Below are 25,375 nucleotides of genomic sequence, written 5' to 3' on the forward strand. Positions count from 1 at the left end.
CGTTAGTGCTTTCCTGTCCATCTAGACAGCTTCCTGCCTAGTGCAGGCATCGTTGTATACACCCTTTTCTCATAAGCGCTTCGGGTTGGTATGCCTCCTGCAACAAGGATGCATACGCCCTGAGGCTTTACCCTGCGGCGCTTGGATCAAAATATTGTATACAATTTGTGTAGTACCTGTAGGCAATAACTGACTACAGTAGCTCCACAACAATAAACAGAGAGCCTGCGCCATGACTACGTCCACAAGCACGTCTCCCGCCCAGCGACCAGAGGACGAAAACCTCGGCCTGGGTGCCAACCTGGCCTATGGCCTGCAGCATGTGTTGACCATGTATGGGGGAATCGTCGCCGTACCCTTGATTCTGGGGCAGGCCGCAGGCCTCAATGGCGCAGAAATCGGCATGCTTATCGCCGCTTCGCTGTTTGCAGGTGGCTTGGCGACCTTGCTTCAGACCCTGGGTCTGCCATTTTTCGGCTGCCAGCTCCCTTTGGTACAGGGGGTGTCGTTTGCCGGCGTCGCCACCATGGGCGCGATTCTCAGCAGTGAAAGTGGGGGCGGGCTGCCGGGAGTGCTCGGCGCGGTAATGGCCGCCTCGCTGATAGGGCTGCTGATCACCCCGGTATTCTCGCGCATCACCAAGTTCTTCCCACCGCTGGTAACCGGCATCGTGATCACCACCATCGGCCTGACGCTGATGCCGGTGGCCGCGCGTTGGGTAATGGGTGGCAACAGTGCCTCACCTGATTTCGGCAGCATGGCCAACATCGGCTTGGCGGCGCTTACCTTTGCCATCGTGCTGCTGCTGAGCAAACTGGGTAGCGCGACGATATCCCGGTTGTCCATCCTGCTGGCGATGGTGGTCGGCACGCTGATCGCCTGGGCACTGGGCATGACCGACTTCAGCAAGGTTACCGAAGGCCCTGTTTTCGCCTTCCCCACGCCCTTTCACTTCGGCATGCCGGAGTTCCACATCGCGGCCATCCTGTCGATGTGCATCGTCATCATGGTGACGCTGGTCGAAACCTCGGCCGACATCCTGGCCGTGGGTGAGATCATCGGTACCAAGGTCGACTCCAAGCGCCTGGGCAATGGCCTGCGCGCCGACATGGCCTCAAGCATCCTGGCACCGGTGTTCGGCTCGTTCACGCAAAGTGCGTTCGCCCAAAACGTCGGCCTGGTGGCGGTTACTGGCGTGCGCAGCCGTTACGTGGTGGCCACCGGCGGTCTGATCCTGGTCGTACTGGGCTTGCTGCCAATCATGGGGCGCATCATCGCCGCAGTGCCTACCCCCGTGCTGGGCGGCGCGGGCATCGTGTTGTTCGGCACGGTGGCAGCCAGCGGCATCCGCACCTTGTCCAAGGTCAGCTATCAGAATAATGTCAACCTGATCATCGTTGCCGCTTCCCTGGGCTTTGGCATGATTCCGATCGCCGCACCGGCCTTCTATCACCAGTTCCCCACCTGGTTCGAAACCATCTTCCACTCAGGCATCAGTTCGGCGGCGATCATGGCCATCCTGCTGAACCTGATCTTCAACCATTTCACGGCAGGCAATTCGGACCAGCAGTCGGTGTTCGCTGCCGGCTACGAACGCACCATTCGCTATTCGGATATCTCCGCACTGCGCGACGGTGACTATTTCAAGGATGGCAGGCTGTTCGATGCCGAAGGCCACGAGGTGCCGATGAGGGGCCAGGACGAGCATGGCAGTGAGCCGGTCAAGCGCGCAGCAGTCGCCGAGCACTGACCTATCACGTGGGTGTTGTACCGGGCCGATGCGCATCGTCGGCCCTTTTTTTCGCCTGTGAACTATTCGAACAAGGCATCCAGCGCCTGCTCAAGGCGCGTCACAGCGATGACCTGCAACCCTGCAGGCGCCTCCTTGGGTGCATTGCCCTTGGGCACGATGGCACGCTTGAAGCCGTGCTTGGCAGCCTCCTTGAGCCGCTCCTGGCCACTGGGTACAGGCCGCACCTCACCCGACAGGCCGATTTCCCCGAACACCAGCAGGCCATGGGCCAGCGGCCGATTGCGCAGGCTGGACATGACCGCAGCGAGTAACGCCAGGTCCGAAGCCGTTTCCAACACTTTCACACCGCCCACCACGTTCAGGAACACATCCTGATCGTGGGTCGGGATGCCCCCATGCCGGTGCAGAACGGCCAGCAGCATGGCCAGACGGTTCTGATCCAGGCCCAGGGTGACGCGGCGCGGGTTGGCCAGGTGGCTGTCATCGACCAGGGCCTGGACCTCGACCAGCATCGGCCGGGTACCTTCCCAAGTGGCCATCACGACGCTGCCAGGGACTTCTTCCTGGGTGCGATTGAGAAAGATCGCCGAGGGGTTGGAGACCTCTTTCAAACCCCGGTCGGTCATGCCGAACACGCCCAGCTCGTTTACCGCGCCGAAGCGGTTCTTCACCGCTCGCAGCAGCCGCAGGCGACCGTCGGATTCGCCCTCGAAATACAACACGGTATCGACCATGTGCTCCAGCACCCGCGGGCCTGCCAGCGAGCCCTCCTTGGTCACGTGGCCCACCAGGAAGATCGCTGTGCCACTTTGCTTGGCATAACGCACCAGCAGCGCCGTACTTTCACGCACCTGCGCCACCCCGCCCGGGGCGGATTGCAACTGTTCGGTGAAAATGGTCTGGATGGAGTCGATCACCATTACCCGTGGCTTTTCCTGACGGGCGGTGGCGATGATGGTTTCGATGCAGGTTTCGGTCATGACCTTGAGCTGGTCCTGGGGAAGGCCCAGACGCCGGGAGCGCATGGCCACCTGCTGCTGGGATTCCTCGCCAGTGACGTACAACGCCGGCATGCCGACGGCGATATTGCACAGGGTCTGCAGCAGAATCGTCGATTTGCCGATCCCTGGATCGCCACCGATCAAGACCACGGAGCCATCGACCAGGCCACCGCCCAGCACACGGTCGAGCTCGGTGCTGCTGGTGGTGAAGCGCGGTATCTCCTCGACGCTGACCTCAGCCAGGGTCTTGATCTGCGCCTGCTGCCCTGTCCAGCCGGCGCGGCCCGTGCTGGGGGCTGCGGCGCCGCCGCTCTCGATCATGGTTTCGACCAGCGTGTTCCAGGCGCCACACTCGCCACACTGGCCAGCCCATTTCGGAAAAGTCGCGCCGCACTCGGTGCAGCCATACAAGCGCTTGGCCTTGGCCATGGGTGAGTGCCTCCGGGCAAAACCTGCATGATACCCGAGCCTGACCGTGTCCCGAATGCCTTGGGATGCGACAAAACTATTCGGTGCGACAGAAGTCACTACCCCTGAATGCAGCGCATGAAGCGTTTAAGTGGCTTACACTGCGTTTACCTCACCATTTGTTACAAAGGAATCGAAACATGGGCATGATCAGTGAGTTCAAGGCCTTCGCGGTCAAAGGCAATGTCGTCGACATGGCGGTAGGTATCATCATCGGCGCGGCCTTCGGCAAGATCGTCTCGTCCTTCGTCGGCGACGTGGTCATGCCACCACTGGGCCTGCTGATCGGCGGCGTTGACTTCAGCGACCTGGCCATCACCTTGAAGGCGGCGCAAGGCGACGTCCCGGCCGTGGTGCTGGCCTATGGCAAGTTCATCCAGACCGTGATCGATTTCGTGATCATCGCCTTTGCGATCTTCATGGGCGTCAAAGCCATCAATCGGCTCAAGCGCGAAGAAGCCGTGGCGCCAAGCGTGCCGCCGGCGCCGTCGCCCGAGCAGACCCTGCTCACCGAGATCCGCGACCTGCTCAAGGCTCAGAACCGGCCCTGAAGCTCACCGTTACAGGCTGCAGGAAGCGGCGAACCTCCATGCACCGCTTCACCCCTGTAGCCTGTAGCGGCACGTCGGCTACCAGTACGTCTCGACGGCCACCTGGCCCGGCCGTTTGCTAAGGCTCAACTGCAGGTCGCGGGCCTTGAGCACCTTGCGCGTTTCATCGATCATCTCAGGGTTGCCGCACAGCATGATTCGCGAGTGCTCGGGTGACAGCTCAAGCCCCGCGGCTTTTTCCAGCTCGCCGTTTTCGATCAATGTGGTGATGCGCTGATTCAGGGCGCCTGGATGTCGCTCACGCGTCACGACCGGGATGAACTGCAACTTGCCGGCATGCTCGGCCAGGTACTCACGCTGTTCCAAGCCAGCGATTTCATTCAGATAGGCCAACTCCCTGGCCTCTCGCACCGAATACACCAGTTTGATGTTGTCGAAGCGTTCCCAGGCTTCGAAGTCCTGCAGAATCGACATGAAAGGCGCAATGCCTGTACCCGTGGCCAGCAACCACAGGTCGCGTCCGTCGACAAAGCGGTCAAGGGTGAGAAAGCCGAAGGCCTGACGCTCCACCAATAGCGTATCGCCCTCACCCAGTCGGCTAAGCTCACTGGTGAACTCACCGCCCGGCACTACGATTGAAAAGAAATCCAGGTATTCATCGTGGGGTGCGCTGACCATGGAATAGGCGCGCCAAACCACACTGCCATCCGCCTTGGCCACGCCCAGGCGTGCAAATTGACCGGAGCGAAAGCGAAAACCCGCATCCCGGGTAACCCGCAGGCTGAAGAGGTTCGGCGTGAGCGGCTGAACATCGAGCAAGGTCTGGCGGGTGAATTTTTCGTCGCTGGCGGTCATGTCGGGCTCCATGTCTTGGGTCCCTACAGTGTCGCGCAAAGCGCCCGGGATAAAAACCACTGGGTTTTTGCGGCTTCAAGAGCTGTACAAAGGTAATCAGAAATACAGCACAGTTATAGCGAAAAAGATGAACACAGTGATCTGGATCTATCTACACTGGTCACGTACCCATATGGACTGGGCCGCGTCGCCCTTGGAGATTGGCATGTTTCACTGGAACCCCGAGCACCTGCACGCCCTGGTGAGCGAGCGTAGTCCTCGGAAGCTGTTCGACATCGCGGTGCATCTCGCTCAGGACATGGATTTCGAATTTTTGGGCCTCAAGCTTCGCATCCAGATCGCCACCCAGACACCTCGCCATTACTTGTACAGCAATTATCCCAAGGCCTGGATCGAACGCTACCAGCACGAAGAGTTCTACAAGCAGGACGCCGCGGCTGCGCTCAGCCACAACTCGACCAACCCTGTGGTATGGAGCGACGAGGTCTACCGCGAGGCACCGCATTTTCGCGAAGCGGCCTGCGAGCATGGCCTGCGTCATGGCTGGACCCAGTCCTTGCATGATCTGCAGCACAACGAAAGCCAAATGAGTGTGTCCCGGCCGCTACGCAAGGTCGAGACCGCCGAGCTGTTCGAAAAAGCCGGTGCCATCCAGTGGTTGTGCCATACCGTACATGCGGTGCTGAGCGCCCATCACCTCGATGCACTGTGCCCATCCCAACCCAAGATGAGCGAACGGGAACTGGAAGTGCTGAAGTGGTCTGCGGCCGGCAAGACGGCTGCCGATGTCGCCTGCATCCTGTCGCTGTCGCAGAGTACGGTGAACTTTCATATTCGCAGCGTGATCACCAAGACCAATGCCGCCAACAAGGCAGGCGCCGTCGCCATTGCCGCGTTGCGCGGCTGGATCTGACGCCAGGGCCTGCGAGCCCAGCCAAAGCCCTGTAGAATCGCTCGACCAGGCCTGCAGCGAACGGTTGCGGGCAGCTTTGTACCCGAGCCAGATTGCCATGCCCCTGTTGACCACGCCCTTCGCCGAACTCGATCTGATCCGCCAGCCAGACCAGGCCAACGACCCCTTGCAGGCCTTTGACGCCGCCGATGAGTACCTGCTCGAACAATTGCATGCCCAGGCATTGCCAGGCGGCAGCCGTGTGCTGGTGCTCAACGACAGTTTCGGGGCGCTGGCGGTGAGCCTTGCCGGACACATGCAGGTGACCAGCAGCGGCGACTCCTACCTTGCTCAACTCGCGCTAGGCAAGAACCTGGCACGTAACGGCCTGCCTGCGGACAGCGTTTCGTTAGTGCCTGCCTGCCACACCTGGCAAGGCCCCTTCGATCGGGTAGTGATCAGAGTGCCCAAGACGCTTGCCTTGCTCGAAGAGCAACTCATTCGGCTGCAAGGGCACCTGGCCCCAGGAGCGCTGGTGATCGCCGGGGCCATGATCAAGCACCTTCCCCATGCCGCCGGCGACCTGCTGGAGAAGTATGTCGGACCTATGCAAGCCTCGCTGGCACGTAAAAAAGCCCGGCTGCTGACCGCCACGGTGGAGGCGCGTCCCGCCTTCACCTCGCCCTACCCCAGCCGCTATCGCCTGGAATCGCCACCGCTGGAACTGCTCAACCATGCCAATGTCTTCTGTCGTGAAGGCCTGGACATTGGTACGCGGGCGTTTCTTCCGCATTTGCCGGACAACCTGGGCAATGCCCGGGTCGCAGACCTGGGTTGCGGCAACGGCGTGCTGGCCATTGCCAGCGCCCTGAAAAATCCAGACGCCCAGTACACCCTGGTGGACGAGTCTTACATGGCCGTACAGTCGGCACGGGAAAACTGGCAGCTTGCGCTGGGCGATCGGCCAGCCGATTTTCTGGCCGCAGACGGCTTGGCCGGCATCGAAAAACAGTCACTGGACATAGTGCTGTGCAACCCGCCCTTTCACCAGCAGCAAGTGGTGGGTGATGTGCTGGCCTGGCGCATGTTCCAGCAGGCCCGCGAGGCGCTGGTGGTCGGTGGCGCCTTGTATATCGTGGGCAACCGCCACCTGGGCTATCACAGCAAGCTTGCCCGCCTGTTCCGAGGCGTGGAGCAGGTGGCGGCAACGCCCAAGTTCGTGGTGCTCAAGGCACGCAAGTAACTGTCCACAGGTAGCGCACCGCACGGCGTCAGGGTCAGCAGACGCGTACAGCGCGCTACCTGTCGATGCCAGGGCTCAGTGGGTAGTCAACCCGGCTGCGCTCATGAACAGGCGCATCAACCAGGCCGCCACACCCAGCGCGGCCACACTCAACGCCCAGATCAACACCAACCAGCCCAGGCGCTGCCACAGCGGTTTCTTGCCTTCCACGTCCTGCTCATGGGTCATGGTGCGGCCTCCTAGTGATAGCCCTGGTCATGGGTGACCTTGCCGCGGAACACGTAGTAGCTCCAGAAGGTGTAACCCAGGATCAGCGGAAGAATGAACAGCGTTCCCACCAACATGAAGCCCTGGCTTTGCGGCGGCGCGGCAGCCTCCCAGATCGAGATCGATGGCGGGATGATATTGGGCCACAGGCTGATGCCCAAGCCGCTGTAACCCAGGAAGATCAGCCCCAGCGTCAGCAAAAACGGCATGTAGTTCGCGCTACGGGCTACTGCCTTGAACAGGTTGTAGAAGGTCAACAGCACCAGGATCGGCACCGGCATGAACCACACCAGGTTGGGCATGCTGAACCAGCGATCGGCAATCTGCGGATAGGCGATTGGCGTCCACAGGCTGACCACACCCATTACAGCCAGCAGCACAAGCGCCAACGGCCGTCCAAGCTTGTGCATCTGTTCCTGAAGCGGCCCCTCGGTCTTCATGATCAGCCAGGTACACCCTAATAGCGCGTAGGCCACGATCAGCCCCAAGCCGCAGAACAGGCTGAAGGGTGTCAGCCAGTCCAGCGAGCCACCGGCGTAATGCCGATCCACGACCTTGAAGCCTTCGATGAAGGCGCCCAGCGCCACGCCCTGGAAGAACGTTGCCACCAGAGAGCCCCAGATGAACGCCTTGTCCCACAGATGGCGACCAGCGTCGGTAGCCTTGAAGCGGAACTCGAAGGCCACGCCCCGGAAGATCAGACCGATCAGCATCAGAATCAGTGGCAGATAGAGCGCCTCGAGCACGACGGCATACGCCATCGGGAACGCGCCGAACAGCCCCGCGCCACCCAGCACGAGCCAGGTCTCGTTGCCGTCCCAGACCGGTGCGACCGTGTTCATCATCACGTCGCGGTCACGCTCGTGTTTGACGAAGGGGAAGAGCATGCCAATGCCCAGGTCGAAGCCGTCCATCACCACGTACATCATGACGCCGAAGATGATGATGCCGGCCCAGATCAGTGGAAGATCGATACCCATGGCTCAGTTCCCCTTGCTCAGGTCTGCAGTGGTGGCATCGCTGCCTTCGTCGGCGGCGGACAATGGCCGCGCCGGCGTGCGTTTGCGGCCAGGACCGCCCGGACGCTGCTGATCGCCTTCACCGGTATGCGGGCCCTTGCGCACCAGGCGCATCATGTAGGCGAACCCTGTGCCGAACAGGGCGAAGTACACCACCACGAACGCCACCAGGGTGAACCCCAGTTGGGCATAGCTGTGGTTGGAGACGCCGTCGGCCGTGCGCATCAGCCCGTAGACCACCCAGGGCTGGCGGCCGATTTCGGTGGTGAACCAGCCGGCGAGGATTGCCAGCAATCCTGAAGGCCCCATCCAGGTCACGAAATGCAGGAACGGCCGCGAGGTGTACAGCTTGCCGCCTTTGCGCAATACAAGGCTCCACACGCCAGCGGCGATCATCAACATGCCCAGCGCCACCATGATGCGGAAGGACCAGAAGATGATGGTGGAGTTGGGCCGGTCTTCAGGCGGGAACTCCTTCAATGCCGGCACCTGCTTGTCCAGGCTGTGGGTGAGAATGAGGCTCCCGAGCACTGGGATCTCGATCTTGAACCGTGTCGTTTCAGCTTGCATGTCCGGGATGCCAAAGAGGATCAACGGGGTAGGCTCGCCAGGAGGGTTCTCCCAATGCCCTTCGATGGCAGCGATTTTCGCCGGTTGATGCTTGAGGGTATTGAGCCCGTGGAAGTCGCCGATCACTGCCTGGATGGGCGCGACGATCAGCGCCATCCACATGGCCATGGAAAGCATCTTGCGCACCGAGGGGTTGTCGCGTCCACGCAGCAGGTGCCAGGCAGCCGATGCCCCCACGAAGAAGGCGGTGGCGACGAATGCCGCCGTGGCCATGTGCATCAGGCGGAACGGGAACGAAGGGTTGAAGATGACAGCGAACCAGTCGACCGGAATCACGCGACCATCGATGATTTCGTGACCTTGCGGGGTATGCATCCAGCTGTTCGAGGCCAGAATCCAGAAAGTGGAAATCAGCGTTCCGAGCGCCACCATGCAGGTGGCGAAGAAATGCAGGCCACGGCCTACGCGGTTCCAGCCAAAGAGCATCACCCCCAGGAAACCTGCTTCGAGGAAGAAGGCGGTCAGCACCTCGTAGGTCAACAGGGGCCCGGTGACCGAACCTGCGAACTCGGAAAAACGGCTCCAGTTGGTGCCGAACTGATAGGCCATGACCAGGCCCGAGACCACGCCCATGCCGAAGTTGACTGCGAAGATTTTCGACCAGAAGTGGTACAGGTCCCGATAGACCTGCCTGTCTGTCTTGAGCCACAACCCTTCGAGCACCGCCAGGTAACTGGCCAGGCCGATAGTGATGGCAGGGAACAGGATATGGAAGGACACGGTAAACGCGAACTGGATCCGGGCAAGATCCAGTGCCTCCAGACCGAACATAGGTGCTACCTCATCAGATAATCCGGCGGTCGGGCACTCGGCCCTGTCGCCCACTGCCCCCACATAGTCGAGTACGGCGTGTTGGAATTGTTCTGTTCGATGTGCAGGGATTGCGGCCAAAGGCCGAAATCGTCGGGGATCGTTGCAAACGCAACGATTGATCCAGGTCAACGATATGAATCAAGCATAGCCCCGAATAGCCCGGTGCGAGGTGTGGTTGTTTGCCGCGTGACCGGTTGCCCCACCCCCTGTTCAGCGGCACCGAAACGGTGTCGGACACGGTAAACAGCAACTATTTGTTACATACAGATGATAGGCTGCGGAGCTTCCCCTGCATCGAGGTCACAGGTGTCCGATGTCCGAGACTGAACCGCCGCTGTTGCGTCACCATCGCCCTTTTCTGGCGTTCTGGCTGGCACGGGTCTTCACCGCCAGCGGATTCCAGATGTTGACCGTGGCGATTGGCTGGCACCTGTATCAGCTGACCGGCAACGTGCTGGACCTGGGACTTGTCGGACTGGTGGAGTTCGCACCCCGTGTGCTGTTCATGCTGCACACCGGCCATGTGGCAGACCGCTATGACCGGCGCAAGGTTGCCGCCCTGTGCCAATGCCTGCAAGGGCTGATCGCACTGGCCCTGGCGCTGGGCAGCGCCACGGATCAGGTCAGCCGCGAACTGATTTTCGTGCTGGCGTTTCTGCTCGGCGCCACCCGTTCGTTCGAGATGCCGGCGACCCAGGCGCTGCTGCCCAACGTCGTGCCCGCGGGCCTGTTTCCACGGGCGGTCGCCGCGTCGGCCTCTGCGACCCAGTCGGCTACCATTGTGGCGCCCGCCGTGGGCGGCTTCCTGTACGCATTCGGCAGCGGCTGGGTCTACGGCCCGACCGTGGCGTTGTATGCCATAGCCTGTGTGCTGACCCTGAGCCTGCAGGCGCGAGGACAAGTCGTTCAACGGGGCCGTGCCACCGTCGAGTCGCTGCTGGCCGGCATTCGTTTCATTCGCAGCCGGCCGGATATCCTGGGCGCCATCTCGCTGGACCTGTTCGCCGTGCTGCTGGGCGGGGCCACAGCGCTGCTGCCGGTATTTGCCAAGGACATCCTGCTGACAGGGCCGCTGGGGCTCGGGCTGCTGCGTTCGGCGCCCGCAGTAGGCGCGTTGCTGATGTCGGTGTGGTTGGCGCGCTTTCCCTTCGAGCGCAAGGTGGGCCGAACCATGTTCACGGCGGTGGGCGTCTTTGGCGTGGCCACTATCGCGTTCGGCCTGTCCACATCCTTCTGGTTTTCCCTGGCGGTCCTTGTGGTACTGGGCGCTGCTGACATGATCAGCATGGTCATTCGAGGCGCTTTCGTGCAGTTGCATACCCCGGACGAAATGCGCGGGCGCGTCAGCGCCGTCAACGGGCTGTTCATCGGTGCCTCCAATCAGCTCGGCGAATTCGAATCGGGGGTCACCGCGCACTGGTTTGGTACGGTGCCAGCCGTCGTCATGGGTGGGGTGGGCACCTTGGTGGTGACGGGAGTGTGGATAAAACTGTTCCCCACGTTGGCCAACCGGGACCGTTTGCACGAAGACTGAAAGGCCGCCCCAGCGGCCCTGTACGCCAGGCGTACCGGGCGCGGCCAGCCTATTCCCAGACGGCCATAGGCCCCTGCCCGGCATGCTGGTATGATGCGCGGCTTTTTTCTGCCCCATAGAAATCACGGCAGCCGGTACGGTCTGTGCTTTGCTGATGGGGTCGACATATTCATGGCGCCGGGGGCGCCTCGGGGAGCGGGCATGCTGGAAAGGCTGTTTCAACTAAAAGCACACAACACCAATGTGCGCACCGAGATACTGGCGGGCGTCACCACCTTCCTGGCCATGGCCTACATTCTCTTCGTCAACCCGAGCATCCTCGGCGAGACGGGCATGGACAAGGGTGCGCTGTTCGTCGCCACCTGCCTGGCGGCGGCCATTGGCTCGACCACCATGGGCCTGATCGCCAACTACCCGATCGCCTTGGCGCCGGGCATGGGCCTGAACGCGTTCTTCACCTACACCGTGGTGCTGCACATGGGGCACACCTGGCAAGTGGCCCTGGGTGCGGTATTCCTGTCGGCGGTGATGTTCTTCCTGCTGTCGATCTTCCGAATCCGGGAATGGATCGTGAACAGCATTCCCCTGCCCCTGCGCTCGGCCATTGCTGCGGGCATCGGACTGTTCCTAGCGCTGATCGCGCTGCACAATGCGGGCATCGTCGTCGATAACCCTGCAACCCTAGTGGGCATGGGCGACTTGCGTCAGCCGGCACCGATTCTGGCCACACTGGGCTTCTTCCTGATCGTTGGCCTGGAAGCGTTGAAGGTGCGCGGCGCCGTGTTGATCGGCATCCTGGCCGTGACCGTGGCAGCCATTGCCATGGGCGTCACGCCCTTCGGGGGCATCGTGTCCATGCCGCCTTCGCTGGCGCCGACCTTCCTGCAACTGGACATCGCCGGCGCGCTGGACGTGGGCCTGGTGAGCGTCATCTTCGCCTTCCTGTTCGTCGACCTGTTCGACAACTCCGGCACCCTGATCGGCGTGGCCAAACGTGCAGGGCTGATGGGCAAGGATGGCCACATGCCGAAGATGGGCCGTGCCCTGATTGCCGACAGCACCGCCGCCATGGCCGGCTCGCTGCTGGGCACCTCGACCACCACCAGCTATATCGAGTCGGCGGCTGGCGTGAGCGCCGGGGGGCGTACGGGCCTTACGGCCATCGTGGTCGCCGTGCTGTTCCTGCTGGCCCTGTTCTTCGCACCGCTGGCTGGCAGCGTACCGGCCTTCGCCACCGCGCCGGCGTTGCTGTTCGTCGCCGTGCTGATGGCCTCGGGCCTGGCGGAAATCAATTGGGACGACGTCACCGAAGCAGCCCCAGTGGTGGTCACCGCGTTGGCCATGCCGCTGACCTATTCGATCGCCAACGGCATTGCCTTCGGCTTCATTGCCTGGACCGCCGTGAAACTCATTTCCGGGCGTCGCCATGACCTGAACGCGGCCCTGGTGATTCTTTCCATCCTGTTCGTCATCAAACTGGGTTGGTTCAACGCATGAGTGCTGCATTCGACCCTAGCGCCTATGACGCGCAACTGCAGGATAAGACCGCCCGCCTGCGCGAGCTGCTCGCACCTTTCGGTGCGCCGGAGCCCGCCGTCTTCGACTCGCCGCGCGCGCACTATCGCCTGCGTGCGGAATTCCGCCTCTGGCGCGAGGACGGCCAGCGCCACTATGCGATGTTCGCCCCGGGCGAGAAGCACAAGGCTATCCTGATCGACGACTTCCCGATTGCCAGCCAGCGCATCAACGACCTGATGCCGCGCCTGAAGGCGGCCTGGCAGGCCAGCGAGGCTTTGAGCAATCGCCTGTTCCAGGTGGAATTCCTCACCACCCTGGCGGGTGATGCGATGGTCACGCTGTGCTACCACCGCCCACTGGACGAAGCGTGGGAAGTGGCCGCGCGGCAACTGGCCCAAGATCTGGGCGTGAGCCTGATCGGCCGCTCCAAGGGCAAGCGCCTGGTCATCGGTCGTGACTATGCGGTTGAAAAGCTCGACGTGGCCGGCCGTGTGTTCAGCTATCGCCAGCCTGAAGGCGCATTCACCCAGCCCAACGGCGCCGTGAACCAGAAGATGCTGAGCTGGGCCTTCGAGGCCATGGGCGATCGCGATGACGACCTGCTGGAACTGTACTGCGGCAACGGCAACTTCACCTTGCCGCTGGCCACCCGCGTGCGCCAGGTGCTGGCTACCGAGATCAGCAAGACCTCGGTCAACGCCGCACTGAGCAACCTGGCCGAGAACGCTGTGGATAACGTGCGCCTGGTGCGCTTGTCGGCTGAAGAGCTGACCCAGGCGCTGAACGAAGTGCGCCCTTTCCGCCGCCTCGAAGGCATCGATCTGAAAAGCTACGCATTCGGCACGGTCTTCGTTGATCCGCCGCGCGCCGGCATGGACCCGGACACCTGCGAGCTGACCCGACGTTTCGAGCGGATCCTGTACATTTCGTGCAACCCGGAAACACTCGCGGCGAACATTGCCCAGCTCCACGACACCCACCGGATCGAACGCTGCGCGTTGTTCGATCAATTCCCCTACACCCACCACATGGAAAGCGGTGTGCTGCTGGTGCGGCGCTGAGCCTGGACCCTGTGCAGGCCGGGGACGATGAAATTGAATTCAGGCGCCCCGGCCATCTCCAATGCGCTAGACAGCCGCAGGTGCCCTGACACCTGAGGCTGTGTTGAACTAATATTTGTCTTCTTGTTTCACGCTCTGGAGAGCACTCATGGAATGGCGAAAAGGCCGGCGTAGCGACAATGTGGTCGATGCACGGGGCGCAGGTGGCGGTGGCGGTGGTATGCGCTTTGGCGGTGGCAAAGGACTGGGACTTGGCGCCATCTTGCTGATTGTCGGGATCGGCTGGCTGACGGGCCAGGACCCTTTGCAGATCCTTGGTCAATTGACCGGCCAGATGCAGCAGCAAGCGCCTGCCGTGACCGATGGCAAGGCGCCTCCGGCCAATGACCAGCAGGCGGAATTCGTCGCCTCCGTATTGGGCGACACCGAAGACACCTGGCAAGCATTGTTCGCCCAGTCCGGCAAACAGTACAAGGACCCCAAGCTGGTGCTGTTCAACGGTCAGGTGAATTCTGCCTGCGGCTTTGCCACAGCGGCGGTCGGGCCGTTCTACTGCCCGGCGGATCAGCAGGTGTACCTGGACATGTCGTTCTTCCGAGAAATGGAAACACGCTTCTCGGCTGCTGGCGACTTCGCCCAGGCGTACGTGATCGCCCATGAAATCGGCCACCATGTGCAGACGCTGCTTGGCGTGTCGGCCAAGGTGGACGCGGCACGGCGTAGCGGCCAGCGCATGGAAGGCAGCAATGGCCTACTGGTGCGCCAGGAACTGCAAGCCGACTGCTTTGCTGGCGTGTGGGCCTACCAGGCACAGAAACGCCTGAACTGGTTGGAACCTGGCGATGTGGAGGAAGCGCTCAATGCCGCCAACGCCATCGGTGACGACCGACTGCAGCAGCAGGGTCAAGGGCGCGTGGTGCCGGACTCGTTCACCCATGGCACCTCGGCCCAACGCGTGCGCTGGTTCAAGGCCGGGTTCGCCGAAGGCGACGTCGACAGCTGCGACACCTTCAGCGCGCGTACTCTCTGAAGGTGCTCAGCGTTGCGTCCTGATTGATTCGTCCATTGCAGCACCTGTGGTCGCTGAAACGCGCCGTATCGCCCCTACGGCTGAAAAAGCGTTTCAGCTTCCTCGCCAACGGCCGATAACTCCAGCACGATTGAGCGGGCAGCCAGAATAACAACGCCTTGCGATCGGAGATCAAGAGAGCGAAAACAACTTCTGGAGTGCGTGCATGAACAGCTGGTTTGCCAATATCAGCGTCAACCTCAAACTCGGCCTGGGCTTCGCCCTGGTGCTGATCCTGACCGGCCTGCTGGCCTTGGTGGGCTGGACGAGCCTGGGCGGTCTCATCGACCGCAGCAACTGGATGAGCGACATCGGCCAGTTGAACAAGGACCTTACCGACCTGCGTATTGCCCGCCTGCAATACATGATCGCCAACGGCGATGATGCCGCGGCTGCCAATACCCTGGCCAAGCTCGATACCTTCAGCAAGCAGCAGGCTTACCTGGAGCACACGTTCAAGAGCCCCGAAAACGTCAAGCTGCTGGGCGAACTGGGCGACATCATCAGTGCCTACAAGGTGTCGCTGTCCAAGATGCGCCAGGGTTACGACGCCAGTCGTGCCGCACGCGCCGCCATGACCCGCGCCGGTAGCCAGGCCGACCAGGCCATGGAGGTCTTGAGCCAGGAAGTCATGGCTCGGCCCGAGGCCGACAGCGTGCGCCTTGCTCAGTACCAACTGATCAGCAAGGCCCGCCAGCAATTGATGCAGGTGCGCATCGATGTGCGCGGCTACATCGCCGACAACACGGCGGACAATGAACAGGCGGCTCTGCGCCAGCTCGATGCGGCGCTGGCGGTGGTCGATAGCCTCAAGCGCGAGCTGTCCGGCCCGAGCGACCGGGTGCAACAGCTCGAGCGCGCAGTCACCGACTACCGTGAAGCTACGCGTCAATTCCGCGATGCCGTGGCCACCATTACCGGTGCTCGCGCCGAGATGACGGTCCAGGGCGCGGACATCGTCAAGCACAGCGATGCGCTGTACAAGATCCAGCTGGAGCGTCGCGATGTCGAAAGCAGCCAGGCGCGCACCTTGCAGACCATCGCTACCCTCCTGGCGTTGCTGGTGGGTATCGTGGCCGCCGTCCTGATCACCCGGCAGATCACCCGGCCGTTGCAGGACACCTTGGCGGCGGTCGAGAAAATCGCCAGCGGCGACCTGACCCAACAGTTGCATGTCACCCGCCGCGACGAGTTGGGGGTGCTGCAGCAAGGCATTGCCCGCATGGGCACGACCCTGCGCGAGCTGATCGGCGGCATTCGCGATAGTGTGACCCAGATCGCCAGCGCTGCCGAGGAGCTGTCGGCCGTGACCGAACAGACCAGTGCCGGTGCCAATAGCCAGAAAGTCGAGACCGACCAAGTGGCCACCGCAATGCATGAGATGGCCGCCACGGTTCAGGAGGTGGCACGCAATGCCGAACAGGCTTCGCAGGCGGCGACAGGTGCCGATGGCGAGGCGCGGGCCGGGGATCGGGTGGTGGGCGAGGCGATCAGCCAGATCGAGCGCCTGGCGCAGGACATGCACCGCTCCACCGAGGCCATGACTGCGTTGCAGCAGGAAAGCCAGAAGATCGGCAGCGTCATGGACGTGATCAAATCGGTGGCCGAGCAGACCAACCTGCTGGCCCTCAACGCGGCCATCGAGGCGGCACGTGCAGGCGAAGCCGGACGCGGTTTTGCCGTGGTGGCAGACGAAGTGCGCGGACTGGCTCAGCGCACGCAGAAGTCGACCGAGGAAATCGAGGAGCTGATCGCCAGCCTGCAGCACGGCACCCAGCAGGTAGCCAATGCCATGCAGGGCAGCCGCGCCTTGACCGACAGCAGTGTCGACCTGGCGCGCAAGGCCGGTGAGTCGCTGGAGAACATCACGGGCACCGTGTCGAGCATCCAGTCGATGAACCAGCAGATTGCCGCCGCAGCCGAGCAGCAGAGCGCGGTTGCCGAAGAGATCAGCCGCAGCATTCTGAATGTGCGTGATGTGTCGGAGCAGACGGCCTCGGCCAGCGACGAGACGGCGGCGTCGAGCGTTGAGCTGGCGCGCCTGGGGGGCGAGTTGCAGATGCTGGTCAGCCGGTTCCGCGTTTGACCTGAGGCAGTGGGTTGGGCGGGGTGGCCCGTAGCAGAGGCCGCACAACGGCCTCTGCTGTTGCCGCAAGCCTCAGCCATTGGCTGAGTGCTCGCACTTCGGCGCGCCAGCAACCGGCGCGCCATCAGCCCTTCACTTCACCACCATCCCTACCCCACGGCCACGCGGGTCGGACGAGGTCTCAAGCGTCTGTCCGTTGACCCGAATGGCCTGGATGTCGCCCATCTCCCAGCCTTGGTCCTCCAGCACGTAACCCATCTTTTTCAGATCAGCAGCCACCTGCCCGGTTAGCGGCGCATAGCTGTCGAAATAGATCGTGTCCTTGGGCAGCAACTGGTGGTGGACCCGCTGCGCAGCCACTGCCTTGTCCAGCGGCATGCCGTAGTCATACAGGTTGTTCATCACCTGGAAGATCGAGGTGAAAATGCGCGACCCACCCGGTGTGCCGATCACCAGCTCCACTTTGCCGTCACGGGTCATGAGGCTGGGGCTCATGGAAGACAGCATGCGCTTGCCCGGCTCGATGGCATTGGCATCGCCACCGATCACGCCGAACGCATTGGCGGCACCCGGCTTGGCGCTGAAGTCGTCCATCTCGTCATTGAGCAGGAACCCGGCACCTTTGACCACCACGCCACTGCCGTAGTCGAGGTTGAGCGTGTAGGTGTTGCTGACCGCATTGCCGGCCTTGTCGACGATGGAAAAATGCGTGGTCTGGTGCGGCTCCAGCCCGGGCTTGACCTGATCGGTAGCGGAAATGGCCTTGGGATTGACCTGAGCCGCACGCTTGGCCAGGTAATCCTTGGCCACCAACTGATCCACGGGCACTTTTGTGAAAGCCGGGTCACCGAGGTAGTCGGCCCGGTCGGCGAAAACGCGTTTTTCAATCTCGGCCAACAGGTGGATGTACTGCGCAGAGTTGTGCGCCACACCCTTGAAATCGGCGGCACGGTCCTCCTTGATGCCCAGCAGCTGGGCCAGGGCAACGCCACCGGAACTGGGCGGGGGCGCGGTGTACACGACATTGCCGCGCCAGCTGACGGCCATGGGCTCACGCCACACGGCCTTGTAGTCCTTGAGGTCCTGCTTGGTGATCAGCCCCTTGTCGGCCTGCATCTGCGCCACCAGCAGGTCGGCGGTCTTGCCCTGGTAGAACTCGCTCACGCCCTTGTCGGCGATGCGCTCGAGGGTCTGGGCCATCTCGGGTTGCTTGAACAGCTCGCCCACCTTCATGCTGCCGAAGTAGTCGTTGAAGTTGGTGGCGGTCTTGAACATGCCTTGGGCATCGTTGCGGTACTGATACTGCTTGTCGGCGACCTTGAAGCCGTTTTTGGCGTAGCCGATGGCCGGTGTCAGCAGCTCGCTCCACGGTAGCTTGCCGAACTTGCGATGGGCCTCCCACAAGCCCATCACCGTGCCTGGCACGCCTGCAGCACGGGCACCCACCAGGCTCAGGTTCTCGATCACTTCGCCTTTGTCATCCAGGTACATGTTGCGCGTGGCCGCCTTGGGCGCCACTTCACGGTAGTCAAGGAAGTAGGGCTTGCCGTCCACGAACAACGTCATGAAGCCCCCACCGCCAATGTTGCCGGCTTCGGGGTAAGTCACTGCCAGCGTGAATGCGGTGGCTACCGCGGCATCGACCGCGTTGCCGCCTTTTTTCAGGATATCGGCGGCTACCTGGGCGCCGTACTGATCAGGCGCGGCGACAGCCCCGCCCTCCAGGGCAACGGCGTACACCGATGAGCTGCCCAACAGCGCGGCTGCCAGAGCCAGGTACTGGAAAGGGACGCTACGCATGACACATTCCTTGGGTGTTGTTCTTGTGGGACCGTCAGTAAGACCCAAGCGTCAAGCCTGTGCAATCTCATCGTCCATGACGCGCCGCCCCTAGGCAGCAGATGTCGCGTTCAGGCAACTGAACAGGCGTAGATGGCCAACTTGCGCTGGATGAAATCCAGGAAGCATTGAATGCGCAGGGCCAGCTGGGTATTGCGGTAGTACACCGCATGGATGGGCTGACGATGGCCGTTGTTGGCCTGGGGCAGCACGACCTGAAGGCGGCCGCTGCGAATGTCTTCGTGGGTCATGAAGTGCGACAGGCTGACGATGCCCTCCCCGGCCAGCGCCAGCTGTCGCAGCGTCTCGCCGCTGGAAGCGACCAGCGTAGGCCGAATGGTCCAGTGTTCGCCCTGGGCATGGCGCAGGGGCCACTGGTTCAGCGTCTCGGGTTGACTGAAGCCAAGCAGGCAGTGATCGGCCAGATCCTCGACCCGCTGGGGGGTGCCGTGACGCGCCAGATAAGCCGGGCTGGCGAGCACCTGCACCGGGCTGCAACCCAGGTTGCGCGCGTGCAGGCTGGAATCGGCCAGCTCACCGATGCGGATGGCCACGTCGGTACTGTGCTCAAGCAGGTCGATGATCAAATCGTCGGTGTTGAGCTCCAGGTCGATGCCGGGGTACTGCTGCCGGAACTCGCCTATCCAGGGCACGATGGCGTGAAGCATGAATGGCGTGGCCGCGTTGACCCGCAGGCGACCGATGGGCGTCTGCCGGTTCATCGCCAGGCGCTCTTCCAGCTCGTCCATCTGCCGCAGCACCTGCCTTGCCTGTTCGAGAAAGAACCGCCCCTCCTCGGTCAGGTCCATGCGCCGGGTGGTGCGGTTGACCAGCGTGGTGCCCAGCTTGGCCTCAAGGCGCGCCAGGGTTCGGCTGACCGCCGAGGGCGTCTGGCCCATTTGCGCGGCCGCTGCAGAGATCGACCCACAGTCGATGACGGCGACGAACACCTGGAGTTCTTCAGATCGGGTTTTCACATCAAGGCCTGCGGGTAGAGTTGCCAGGGTCTAGATAGCCGCTTGCGCAAGGGAAGTCCAGCAGTGCCATCAAGGCACATGTCTACCGAGCCTTGCCAAACACCCGCTCCAGGTGCACTTGATAGGCCGCCAGCGCTGCCGGGACATCCGGGCGCTTCATGACGTCGGTGGCCAGGAAGGTCGGCAAGCCGCTCATGCCCAGGAACTGCTGCGCCTTGTGGAAGGGGAAGTACACCGCATCCACACCTTTGCCCTCGAAGAAGTCGTCAGCCTCGTCGAACGCCTGCTGCGGTGCATTCCACGTGAGCGACAGCATGTACTGTTTGCCTTGAATGAGCCCACCACTGCCGTACTTCTGCGTGTGATCCGAGCGGGTACGACCATCGCTGGCATACAGGCTGCCGTGCCCGGCAGTGAAGACCTCATCGATGTACTTCTTGACGGTCCAGGGCGCGCCCATCCACCAGCCTGGCATCTGGTAGATCACCACGTCAGCCCAGAGGAATTTCTCCACCTCCTCCTGGACGTCATAGCCCCCGTCGATGAAGGTCTGGCGCACGTCGAAACCTGCACGGTCAAGGTGCGCCAGTGCGGCCTCATGCAGGGTGCTATTGAGCTGGCCTGCGGAATGGGCAAACTGTTTGCCGCCGTTGAGTAGCAAGATGTTTTTCATGGGGGCCTCCCGGACCTGATCACTGATTGCAGGCAGGTTAAGGTCAGGCGCAGTTGGGAAACAGCCAATCAACAGCAAAATACATTTGACTCAAGATCACGAATCGACCGGGATTATTGCTTTAATCTTTGGCACTTACGAAGCAGGAGACCCTCATGAACGAGCAATACGCCTTCATTCTCAAAGCCAAGACACGCCCGGAAATGGCAGAAGCCTTCGAGCAACTGTTCCGGCCCTATGTCGAGCCCAGCCGACAAGAACCCGGCTGTGTCGAATACCACATGCTGCGCGATCAGCAGGACCCGAGCCTGTTCGTGTTCTTCGAAGTCTGGGCGAACAAGGCGGCACTGGATGTGCACTCGGCCCTGCCGCACATGGCTGCTTTTTTCGACCGGCGCATGGATTACCTGGAGCGCGACTTCGAGGTCCAACGGGTCGACATGCTCAGCGACTCATCCGCTAACCGTTGATCAGCAAATGCACGCCCAGCAGCATCAGGCCCACCAAGAAACAGCGGCGGAACACCTGTGCGCTGACGCGTCGGCGCAGCCACTGGCCCGCCTGCATGCCAAGCAGGGCGGGCACCACCAGCAGTAAAGAAGCACCCAGCGCCGGGCCGCCGAGTGCGCCTTGCCCGGCAAGGCCCACAGCCAGCGCCAGGGTGGACACCGTAAATGCCAGCCCAAGGGCCTGAATCATCTCGTCACGTCTAAGCCCAAGGCTTTGCAGGTACGGCACTGCCGGCATCACGAACACACCCGTGGCCGCACTGATCACTCCGGTAGCCAGGCCGCAGACAGGGCCGAGCCACCCTTCGCGTTTCCGGGCAATGCGCAAGGCCGGCCCAGCCAGTCCATAAACGGCATAGAGAATCAGTGCGCCTCCCAGTGCATGCGCGGCCCAGGGGCCACTGCTGATGCCCAGCCACGCACTGCCCAGCAAGGTACCGATAAAGATCATGGCCAGCATCGGGCCCAGCCTGCGCAGCAACGCTCGCAAATGCCCTCCTGCCGCCAATTGCCAGAGATTGGTCACGGTGGATGGGACGATCAGTAACGCAGCAGCCTGCGCGGGCGGCAGAGCCATGCCCAGCAGCCCCATGGCCACGGTCGGCAGGCCGAGCCCGATCACGCCCTTGACGGCACCTGCCAGAACAAAGGTGGCAAACACCAGCGCAGTCAGCAGTAGGCCAAGGTCTTGGTAAAACGCTGTAAATGTCATCATGTGCCCATCATGGCCAATGCATGACGCGCTGAACATCTGTCATATTCGTGGTCAGCCTCTTGCCTGGACAGAGCCACGTGCATTTTGATCTTGTTGACCTGACCCTATTCCGGCACGCCGTCTAGTGTGGAAACATCACCGCCGGTGCTGGGCGTAGCCACTTGTCGCTGCCAGCAGCCAGCGCCCGGATTCGTGCCATGGAGGCGTCCCTGGGCGTTGCACTCCTGCTGCGCAATCGCCGAGGTGTCAGCCCCACGCCCGCCGGTCAGGCATTGCTGCAACATGCCCGGCTCATCGCTCAGCAGGTCGAGCGCTTGCAATTCGACCTGGGTCAGTACGCGCAGGGGCATCAAGGCCAGGTGCGCTTGCTGTGCAACACCGCGGCCCTGACCCAATACCTGCCCGAACTGCTGGCGGCCTACCTTGCCCAGAACCCAGGCATGAGCGTGGATGTGCAGGAGTACCCGAGCTTGCGCATCGTGCAGGCCATCACCCAGGGCATGGCCGACCTGGGCATCATCTCCAGCGCAGCACCTAGCGAGCATCTACAGACGCAGCCCTTTCGCGACGACCCGTTGGTACTGGTGACGCCAACGGATCACCCGCTCGTCAACCTTCCCTCGCCGCGCTTCGTCGACAGCCTGGCCCATGGTCACGTCGGCCTCGGGCCGGCCAGTGCCCTGGCGCTTTACCTGGAAGAGCAGGCGCTGCGTGCAGGCCAGCGCATGCGCGTCAGGGTTCGTGCCGAGGGCTTCGAAGGCGTGTTGCGCATGGTCGCAGGCGGTGCCGGCGTCGGGGTCGTGCCCTTGGCGGCGGTGCAGCGCTGGCAAGGGGTGTTGCCGCTGCGGGCCATGGCACTGCAGGAACCCTGGGCTAACCGGAAGTTGCTGTTGTGCGCGCGCGACTTTGCGGCCCTGCCAGGCTACGCAGCGGCATTGGTCAGCGTATTCGCCGGGTGTGCCTGAAACTTCTTGTCGCGCAGCCAGGTCAGTGGCAAGAGCGCCGGTGCCTGCGGCTTTACCGGCCACCAAGACTGCAACAGAATGCGCGACAACGCCCCACCAAAAAGGACTTGCCAGTGGCCTCGATCTACCAGCTCAAACCCCGTTTCCAGGCCCTGCTGCGGCCTCTGGTGCAGCGCCTGTACGACAGGGGCGTGACGGCCAACCAGGTCACGCTCACCGCTGCCGTCATCTCCGTTGCGCTAGGGCTGCTGCTGGCGGCCCTGCCCCACCTTCACGGGTTGTTCATCCTGGTGCCCATATGGATGCTGCTGCGCATGGCGCTCAACGCCATCGACGGCATGCTGGCACGGGAATTTGGCCAGCAATCCACCCTTGGCGCCTATCTGAACGAGCTGTGCGACGTGATCGCCGATGCCGCCCTGTACCTGCCGTTCGCCCTCTTGGTAGGCGTGTGGCCGCCGCTGGTGGTGATGGTGGTGCTACTGGCGACGATCAGCGAATACGCTGGCGTGATGGGGCCCTTGGCAGGTGCCTCGCGCCGCTATGACGGGCCCATGGGCAAGAGCGACCGCGCCTTCGCCTTTGGCGTACTGGGTACCGGTGTCGCCCTGGATGTGCTTGATGGTACCTGGATCAATGGTTTGCTGCTTGTGGTCCTGGCGCTCTGCCTCTATACCCTCTACAACCGGGTGCGTCGCGGGCTGGCTGAAACCCGCTGAGTCTTCGCCCGTCGCATAAGGATATCGACCATGCGCCAAGCGCAAAGCCTGCATTTTTCCACCCATGACGGTGTCGAGCTGCATTACCGCCACTGGCCCGCCACGCGCAACGAACACCAGCCGCGTCGGGCGGTGGCGATGTTCCACCGTGGCCATGAACACGGCGGGCGAATCGCCCACTTGGCCGATGAGCTGGACATGCCGGGCTATGACTTTTTCGCCTGGGATGCCCGCGGTCATGGCCTGTCGCCCGGCGCACGCGGGGACAGCCCGAGCTTCGCGACCAGCGTGCGCGACGTGCAGACGTTCATCGAGCACATTCAGGCCCGTCACGGGCTGGCCGAACAGGACCTGGTGGTGCTGGCGCAGAGCGTCGGCGCGGTGCTGGTGGCCACCTGGGCGCATGACTATGCACCCAAGGTGCGTTGCCTGGTGCTGGCGTCTCCGGCGTTCAAGGTCAAGCTGTACGTCCCCTTGGCACGCCCTGGCCTGAAGCTGCTCAAGGCCGTGCGCGGCAATTTCTTCGTCAACAGCTACGTCAAGCCACAACTGCTGACCCATGACCCGGAACGGGTCATGTCGTACAAGGCAGACCCGCTGATCAGCCGGCCCATTTCGGTGACCATGCTGCTAGGGCTGTACGAAGCCGCCGATCGTGTGGTGGCCGACGCCCAGGCCATCCAGCTACCGACTCAACTGCTGGTCTCCGGTACAGACCTGGTGGTCGAGCGAGCACCCCAGCAGCGCTTCTTCGACCGTCTGGGCAGTGCGCGCAAGGAGATGCACGTGCTGCCGGGGTTCTTCCACGACACCTTGGGCGAGCGTGAGCGAGCACACGCTTTACGGCGTATCGAGCGTTTCGTCGAGCACTGCTTCGCCTGCCCTGCCGAGCGGCCTTCGCTGCTCGATGCGGACAAGACCGGCGCCAGTTGCGCCGAGGCCGAAAGCTTGGCCGCGCCTTTGCCCCGCCACTCGCTGCGCGGGCTTTACTGGCGCGCCACCCGAGCCGGTCTGCGCCTGGGCAGCAAGGTAGCGGACGGCGTGCGGCTAGGCTTCGACACGGGTTTCGATTCGGGCAGCACACTGGACTACGTGTACCGCAACCAGCCTGCAGGCAAAGGCGCGCTGGGCCGCCTGGTCGACCAGAACTACCTCAATGCCATCGGCTGGCGTGGCATTCGCCAGCGCAAGCTGAATGTGGAAGCACTGCTGCGCCTGGCCATGGATCGTCTACGCGAGGCCGGCCGACCCGTGCACATCGTGGATATCGCAGCCGGCCATGGCCGCTACATTCTCGAAGCCCTGCAACAGGTCGATCAACGCCCAGAATCAATCCTGCTGCGCGATTACAGCCCGCTCAACGTGCAACAAGGCACCGCGCTGATCCAGGAAAAGGGCCTGGGGGACATTGCCCGTTTCGTCCAGGGCGATGCCTTCGACCGCCCTAGCCTGGCGACGCTGGAACAGCCTCCGACGCTGGCAGTGGTATCAGGCCTGTACGAACTGTTCGCCAGCAACACCCTGGTGAGCAACTCATTGGCTGGCCTGGCACAGGCAATGGAGGATGGCGGTTACCTGGTCTACACCGGTCAACCGTGGCACCCGCAACTGGAGATGATTGCGCGTGCCTTGACCAGCCACCGGGGTGGCGAGGCCTGGGTAATGCGTCGTCGCAGCCAGGCAGAAATGGACCAGCTGGTGGAGGCGGCAGGCTTTCGCAAGGTGACCCAGCGCATCGACGAGTGGGGGATTTTCAGTGTCAGCCTCGCTCAACGGGTGCGCTGAGTGGACCTTGTGTTGGTCGCTAGCCTGCTGCGCCGGGGCCGGCAACTGGCAGGGCTCTCGGACGGCATGACCCTGCTGGCGCTCGGGTTCGGCCTGGTGCCGCTGCTTGGCGCGGCGCTGTCACCCTGGTCGCTTGTGCCGTGCCTGCTGCTCATCGGCCTGGGCATGCTGCACAAGTACTGGGCCATCCGCGTTGCACTCGATGCCGACCTGTTCGCGCACCTGGCCAACAGCCAGGACCTGGCAGCAGACACCCAGGCACTGGACCGCGCGTTGTTCGATCACGGGCTCAAGCCGCAGCCAGTCGATGCGCGCACCTGGCCGGTCCGCAGCCGGGCTGCGCTTGCTCTGCTGCGTCGCCAGGGCCTGTGCCTGGGCCTGCAACTCACGGTGGCCTTGGCTACCCTGCTGATACTGTCTATCAAAGGATGAT

The 25,375-nt window shown here is 62.6% G+C and carries 23 protein-coding genes and 1 pseudogene; 15 read left to right on the forward strand and 9 right to left on the reverse strand.

Annotated features, from left to right (window positions below; translation table 11 throughout):
- Positions 1 to 232: 232 nt before the first annotated feature.
- Positions 233 to 1,750, forward strand: coding sequence for a nucleobase:cation symporter-2 family protein (locus PFU01S_RS17995; RefSeq protein ID WP_027914393.1), 1,518 nt, complete (start codon positions 233 to 235; stop codon positions 1,748 to 1,750).
- A gap of 62 nt (positions 1,751 to 1,812) precedes the next feature.
- Here the strand turns inward: PFU01S_RS17995 and radA are convergent, their stop codons facing one another.
- Entirely contained in the window at positions 1,813 to 3,183 is a 1,371-nt protein-coding gene (gene radA, locus PFU01S_RS18000) for a DNA repair protein RadA (protein WP_023534442.1), read from the reverse strand.
- 179 nt (positions 3,184 to 3,362) lie between these two features.
- Between radA and mscL the strand changes: the two genes are divergently transcribed.
- A complete protein-coding gene (gene mscL / locus PFU01S_RS18005; RefSeq protein ID WP_023534347.1) occupies positions 3,363 to 3,773 on the forward strand; it encodes a large-conductance mechanosensitive channel protein MscL in 411 nt (136 codons plus the stop codon).
- A 78-nt stretch (positions 3,774 to 3,851) separates the two neighbouring features.
- Here mscL and PFU01S_RS18010 read toward each other — a convergent pair whose 3' ends face one another.
- Entirely contained in the window at positions 3,852 to 4,628 is a 777-nt protein-coding gene (locus tag PFU01S_RS18010; protein WP_027914392.1) for a ferredoxin--NADP reductase, read from the reverse strand.
- Positions 4,629 to 4,833: 205 nt separating this feature from the next.
- On the opposite strand from PFU01S_RS18010, the gene PFU01S_RS18015 reads away from it, so the two are divergent.
- Positions 4,834 to 5,541: an autoinducer binding domain-containing protein gene (locus tag PFU01S_RS18015; protein ID WP_027914391.1), complete on the forward strand. Its 708-nt coding sequence runs from the start codon at positions 4,834 to 4,836 to the stop codon at positions 5,539 to 5,541.
- Between the two features lie 97 nt (positions 5,542 to 5,638).
- Entirely contained in the window at positions 5,639 to 6,763 is a 1,125-nt protein-coding gene (locus PFU01S_RS18020) for a methyltransferase (protein ID WP_028687617.1), read from the forward strand.
- Between the two features lie 75 nt (positions 6,764 to 6,838).
- Here the strand turns inward: PFU01S_RS18020 and PFU01S_RS18025 are convergent, their stop codons facing one another.
- Genes PFU01S_RS18025 through PFU01S_RS18035 form a run of 3 tightly spaced genes read right to left on the reverse strand, consistent with a single transcriptional unit; the run spans position 6,839 to position 9,450 of the window.
- Positions 6,839 to 6,991, reverse strand: coding sequence for a DUF2474 domain-containing protein (locus PFU01S_RS18025; RefSeq protein ID WP_033737044.1), 153 nt, complete (start codon positions 6,989 to 6,991; stop codon positions 6,839 to 6,841).
- 11 nt (positions 6,992 to 7,002) lie between these two features.
- Positions 7,003 to 8,010: a cytochrome d ubiquinol oxidase subunit II gene (gene cydB / locus PFU01S_RS18030; protein ID WP_027914389.1), complete on the reverse strand. Its 1,008-nt coding sequence runs from the start codon at positions 8,008 to 8,010 to the stop codon at positions 7,003 to 7,005.
- A gap of 3 nt (positions 8,011 to 8,013) precedes the next feature.
- Entirely contained in the window at positions 8,014 to 9,450 is a 1,437-nt protein-coding gene (locus PFU01S_RS18035; RefSeq protein WP_027914388.1) for a cytochrome ubiquinol oxidase subunit I, read from the reverse strand.
- 355 nt (positions 9,451 to 9,805) lie between these two features.
- Here PFU01S_RS18035 and PFU01S_RS18040 point away from each other — a divergent pair, with 355 nt between their 5' ends.
- The 6 genes and pseudogenes from PFU01S_RS18040 to PFU01S_RS22980 all read left to right on the forward strand — a co-directional run bounded on the left by PFU01S_RS18040 (position 9,806) and on the right by PFU01S_RS22980 (position 16,760).
- On the forward strand, positions 9,806 to 11,026 hold the full coding sequence (locus PFU01S_RS18040) for an MFS transporter (protein ID WP_027914387.1): 1,221 nt from the start codon (positions 9,806 to 9,808) through the stop codon (positions 11,024 to 11,026).
- A gap of 201 nt (positions 11,027 to 11,227) precedes the next feature.
- Positions 11,228 to 12,523: an NCS2 family permease gene (locus PFU01S_RS18045; RefSeq protein WP_027914386.1), complete on the forward strand. Its 1,296-nt coding sequence runs from the start codon at positions 11,228 to 11,230 to the stop codon at positions 12,521 to 12,523.
- Entirely contained in the window at positions 12,520 to 13,605 is a 1,086-nt protein-coding gene (trmA, locus tag PFU01S_RS18050) for a tRNA (uridine(54)-C5)-methyltransferase TrmA (protein WP_027914385.1), read from the forward strand. Before PFU01S_RS18045 ends, trmA begins: the two co-directional genes overlap by 4 nt.
- Positions 13,606 to 13,753: 148 nt before the next feature.
- Complete coding sequence (gene ypfJ / locus PFU01S_RS18055) at positions 13,754 to 14,635, forward strand: KPN_02809 family neutral zinc metallopeptidase (RefSeq protein ID WP_027914384.1); 882 nt, start codon at positions 13,754 to 13,756, stop codon at positions 14,633 to 14,635.
- A 340-nt stretch (positions 14,636 to 14,975) separates the two neighbouring features.
- A pseudogene (locus PFU01S_RS22975) lies at positions 14,976 to 15,905 on the forward strand (methyl-accepting chemotaxis protein); the annotation flags it as partial.
- On the forward strand, positions 15,897 to 16,760 hold the full coding sequence (locus tag PFU01S_RS22980; protein ID WP_371259666.1) for a methyl-accepting chemotaxis protein: 864 nt from the start codon (positions 15,897 to 15,899) through the stop codon (positions 16,758 to 16,760). The pseudogene PFU01S_RS22975 and the gene PFU01S_RS22980, both read left to right, overlap by 9 nt.
- A gap of 132 nt (positions 16,761 to 16,892) precedes the next feature.
- Here the strand turns inward: PFU01S_RS22980 and ggt are convergent, their stop codons facing one another.
- The 3 genes from ggt to mdaB all read right to left on the reverse strand — a co-directional run bounded on the left by ggt (position 16,893) and on the right by mdaB (position 20,249).
- On the reverse strand, positions 16,893 to 18,560 hold the full coding sequence (gene ggt / locus PFU01S_RS18065; RefSeq protein WP_028687615.1) for a gamma-glutamyltransferase: 1,668 nt from the start codon (positions 18,558 to 18,560) through the stop codon (positions 16,893 to 16,895).
- 110 nt (positions 18,561 to 18,670) lie between these two features.
- Entirely contained in the window at positions 18,671 to 19,576 is a 906-nt protein-coding gene (locus tag PFU01S_RS18070; protein ID WP_027914381.1) for a LysR family transcriptional regulator, read from the reverse strand.
- 82 nt (positions 19,577 to 19,658) lie between these two features.
- Positions 19,659 to 20,249 carry an NADPH:quinone oxidoreductase MdaB gene (gene mdaB / locus PFU01S_RS18075; RefSeq protein WP_028687614.1) on the reverse strand — a complete coding sequence of 197 codons (591 nt, stop codon included), beginning with the start codon at positions 20,247 to 20,249 and terminating at the stop codon, positions 19,659 to 19,661.
- Positions 20,250 to 20,404: 155 nt separating this feature from the next.
- Between mdaB and PFU01S_RS18080 the strand changes: the two genes are divergently transcribed.
- Positions 20,405 to 20,719, forward strand: a complete 315-nt coding sequence (locus PFU01S_RS18080; protein WP_027914379.1) for a putative quinol monooxygenase — start codon at positions 20,405 to 20,407, stop codon at positions 20,717 to 20,719.
- On the opposite strand, the gene PFU01S_RS18085 is transcribed toward PFU01S_RS18080, so the two are convergent.
- Positions 20,709 to 21,473: a sulfite exporter TauE/SafE family protein gene (locus PFU01S_RS18085; protein ID WP_028687613.1), complete on the reverse strand. Its 765-nt coding sequence runs from the start codon at positions 21,471 to 21,473 to the stop codon at positions 20,709 to 20,711. The genes PFU01S_RS18080 and PFU01S_RS18085 overlap by 11 nt on opposite strands.
- A 134-nt stretch (positions 21,474 to 21,607) precedes the next feature.
- On the opposite strand from PFU01S_RS18085, the gene PFU01S_RS18090 reads away from it, so the two are divergent.
- The 4 genes from PFU01S_RS18090 to PFU01S_RS18105 all read left to right on the forward strand — a co-directional run bounded on the left by PFU01S_RS18090 (position 21,608) and on the right by PFU01S_RS18105 (position 25,374).
- Positions 21,608 to 22,438: a LysR family transcriptional regulator gene (locus tag PFU01S_RS18090; RefSeq protein ID WP_248694606.1), complete on the forward strand. Its 831-nt coding sequence runs from the start codon at positions 21,608 to 21,610 to the stop codon at positions 22,436 to 22,438.
- Between the two features lie 113 nt (positions 22,439 to 22,551).
- Positions 22,552 to 23,157, forward strand: a complete 606-nt coding sequence (locus PFU01S_RS18095; protein WP_027914376.1) for a CDP-alcohol phosphatidyltransferase family protein — start codon at positions 22,552 to 22,554, stop codon at positions 23,155 to 23,157.
- 30 nt (positions 23,158 to 23,187) lie between these two features.
- Positions 23,188 to 24,942, forward strand: a complete 1,755-nt coding sequence (locus PFU01S_RS18100) for a bifunctional alpha/beta hydrolase/class I SAM-dependent methyltransferase (protein ID WP_028687612.1) — start codon at positions 23,188 to 23,190, stop codon at positions 24,940 to 24,942.
- Complete coding sequence (locus PFU01S_RS18105) at positions 24,943 to 25,374, forward strand: hypothetical protein (protein WP_028687611.1); 432 nt, start codon at positions 24,943 to 24,945, stop codon at positions 25,372 to 25,374.
- The last annotated feature ends 1 nt before the right edge of the window (position 25,375 follow it).

Source organism: Pseudomonas fulva NBRC 16637 = DSM 17717, from assembly GCF_000730565.1.
GTDB lineage: Bacteria > Pseudomonadota > Gammaproteobacteria > Pseudomonadales > Pseudomonadaceae > Aquipseudomonas > Aquipseudomonas fulva.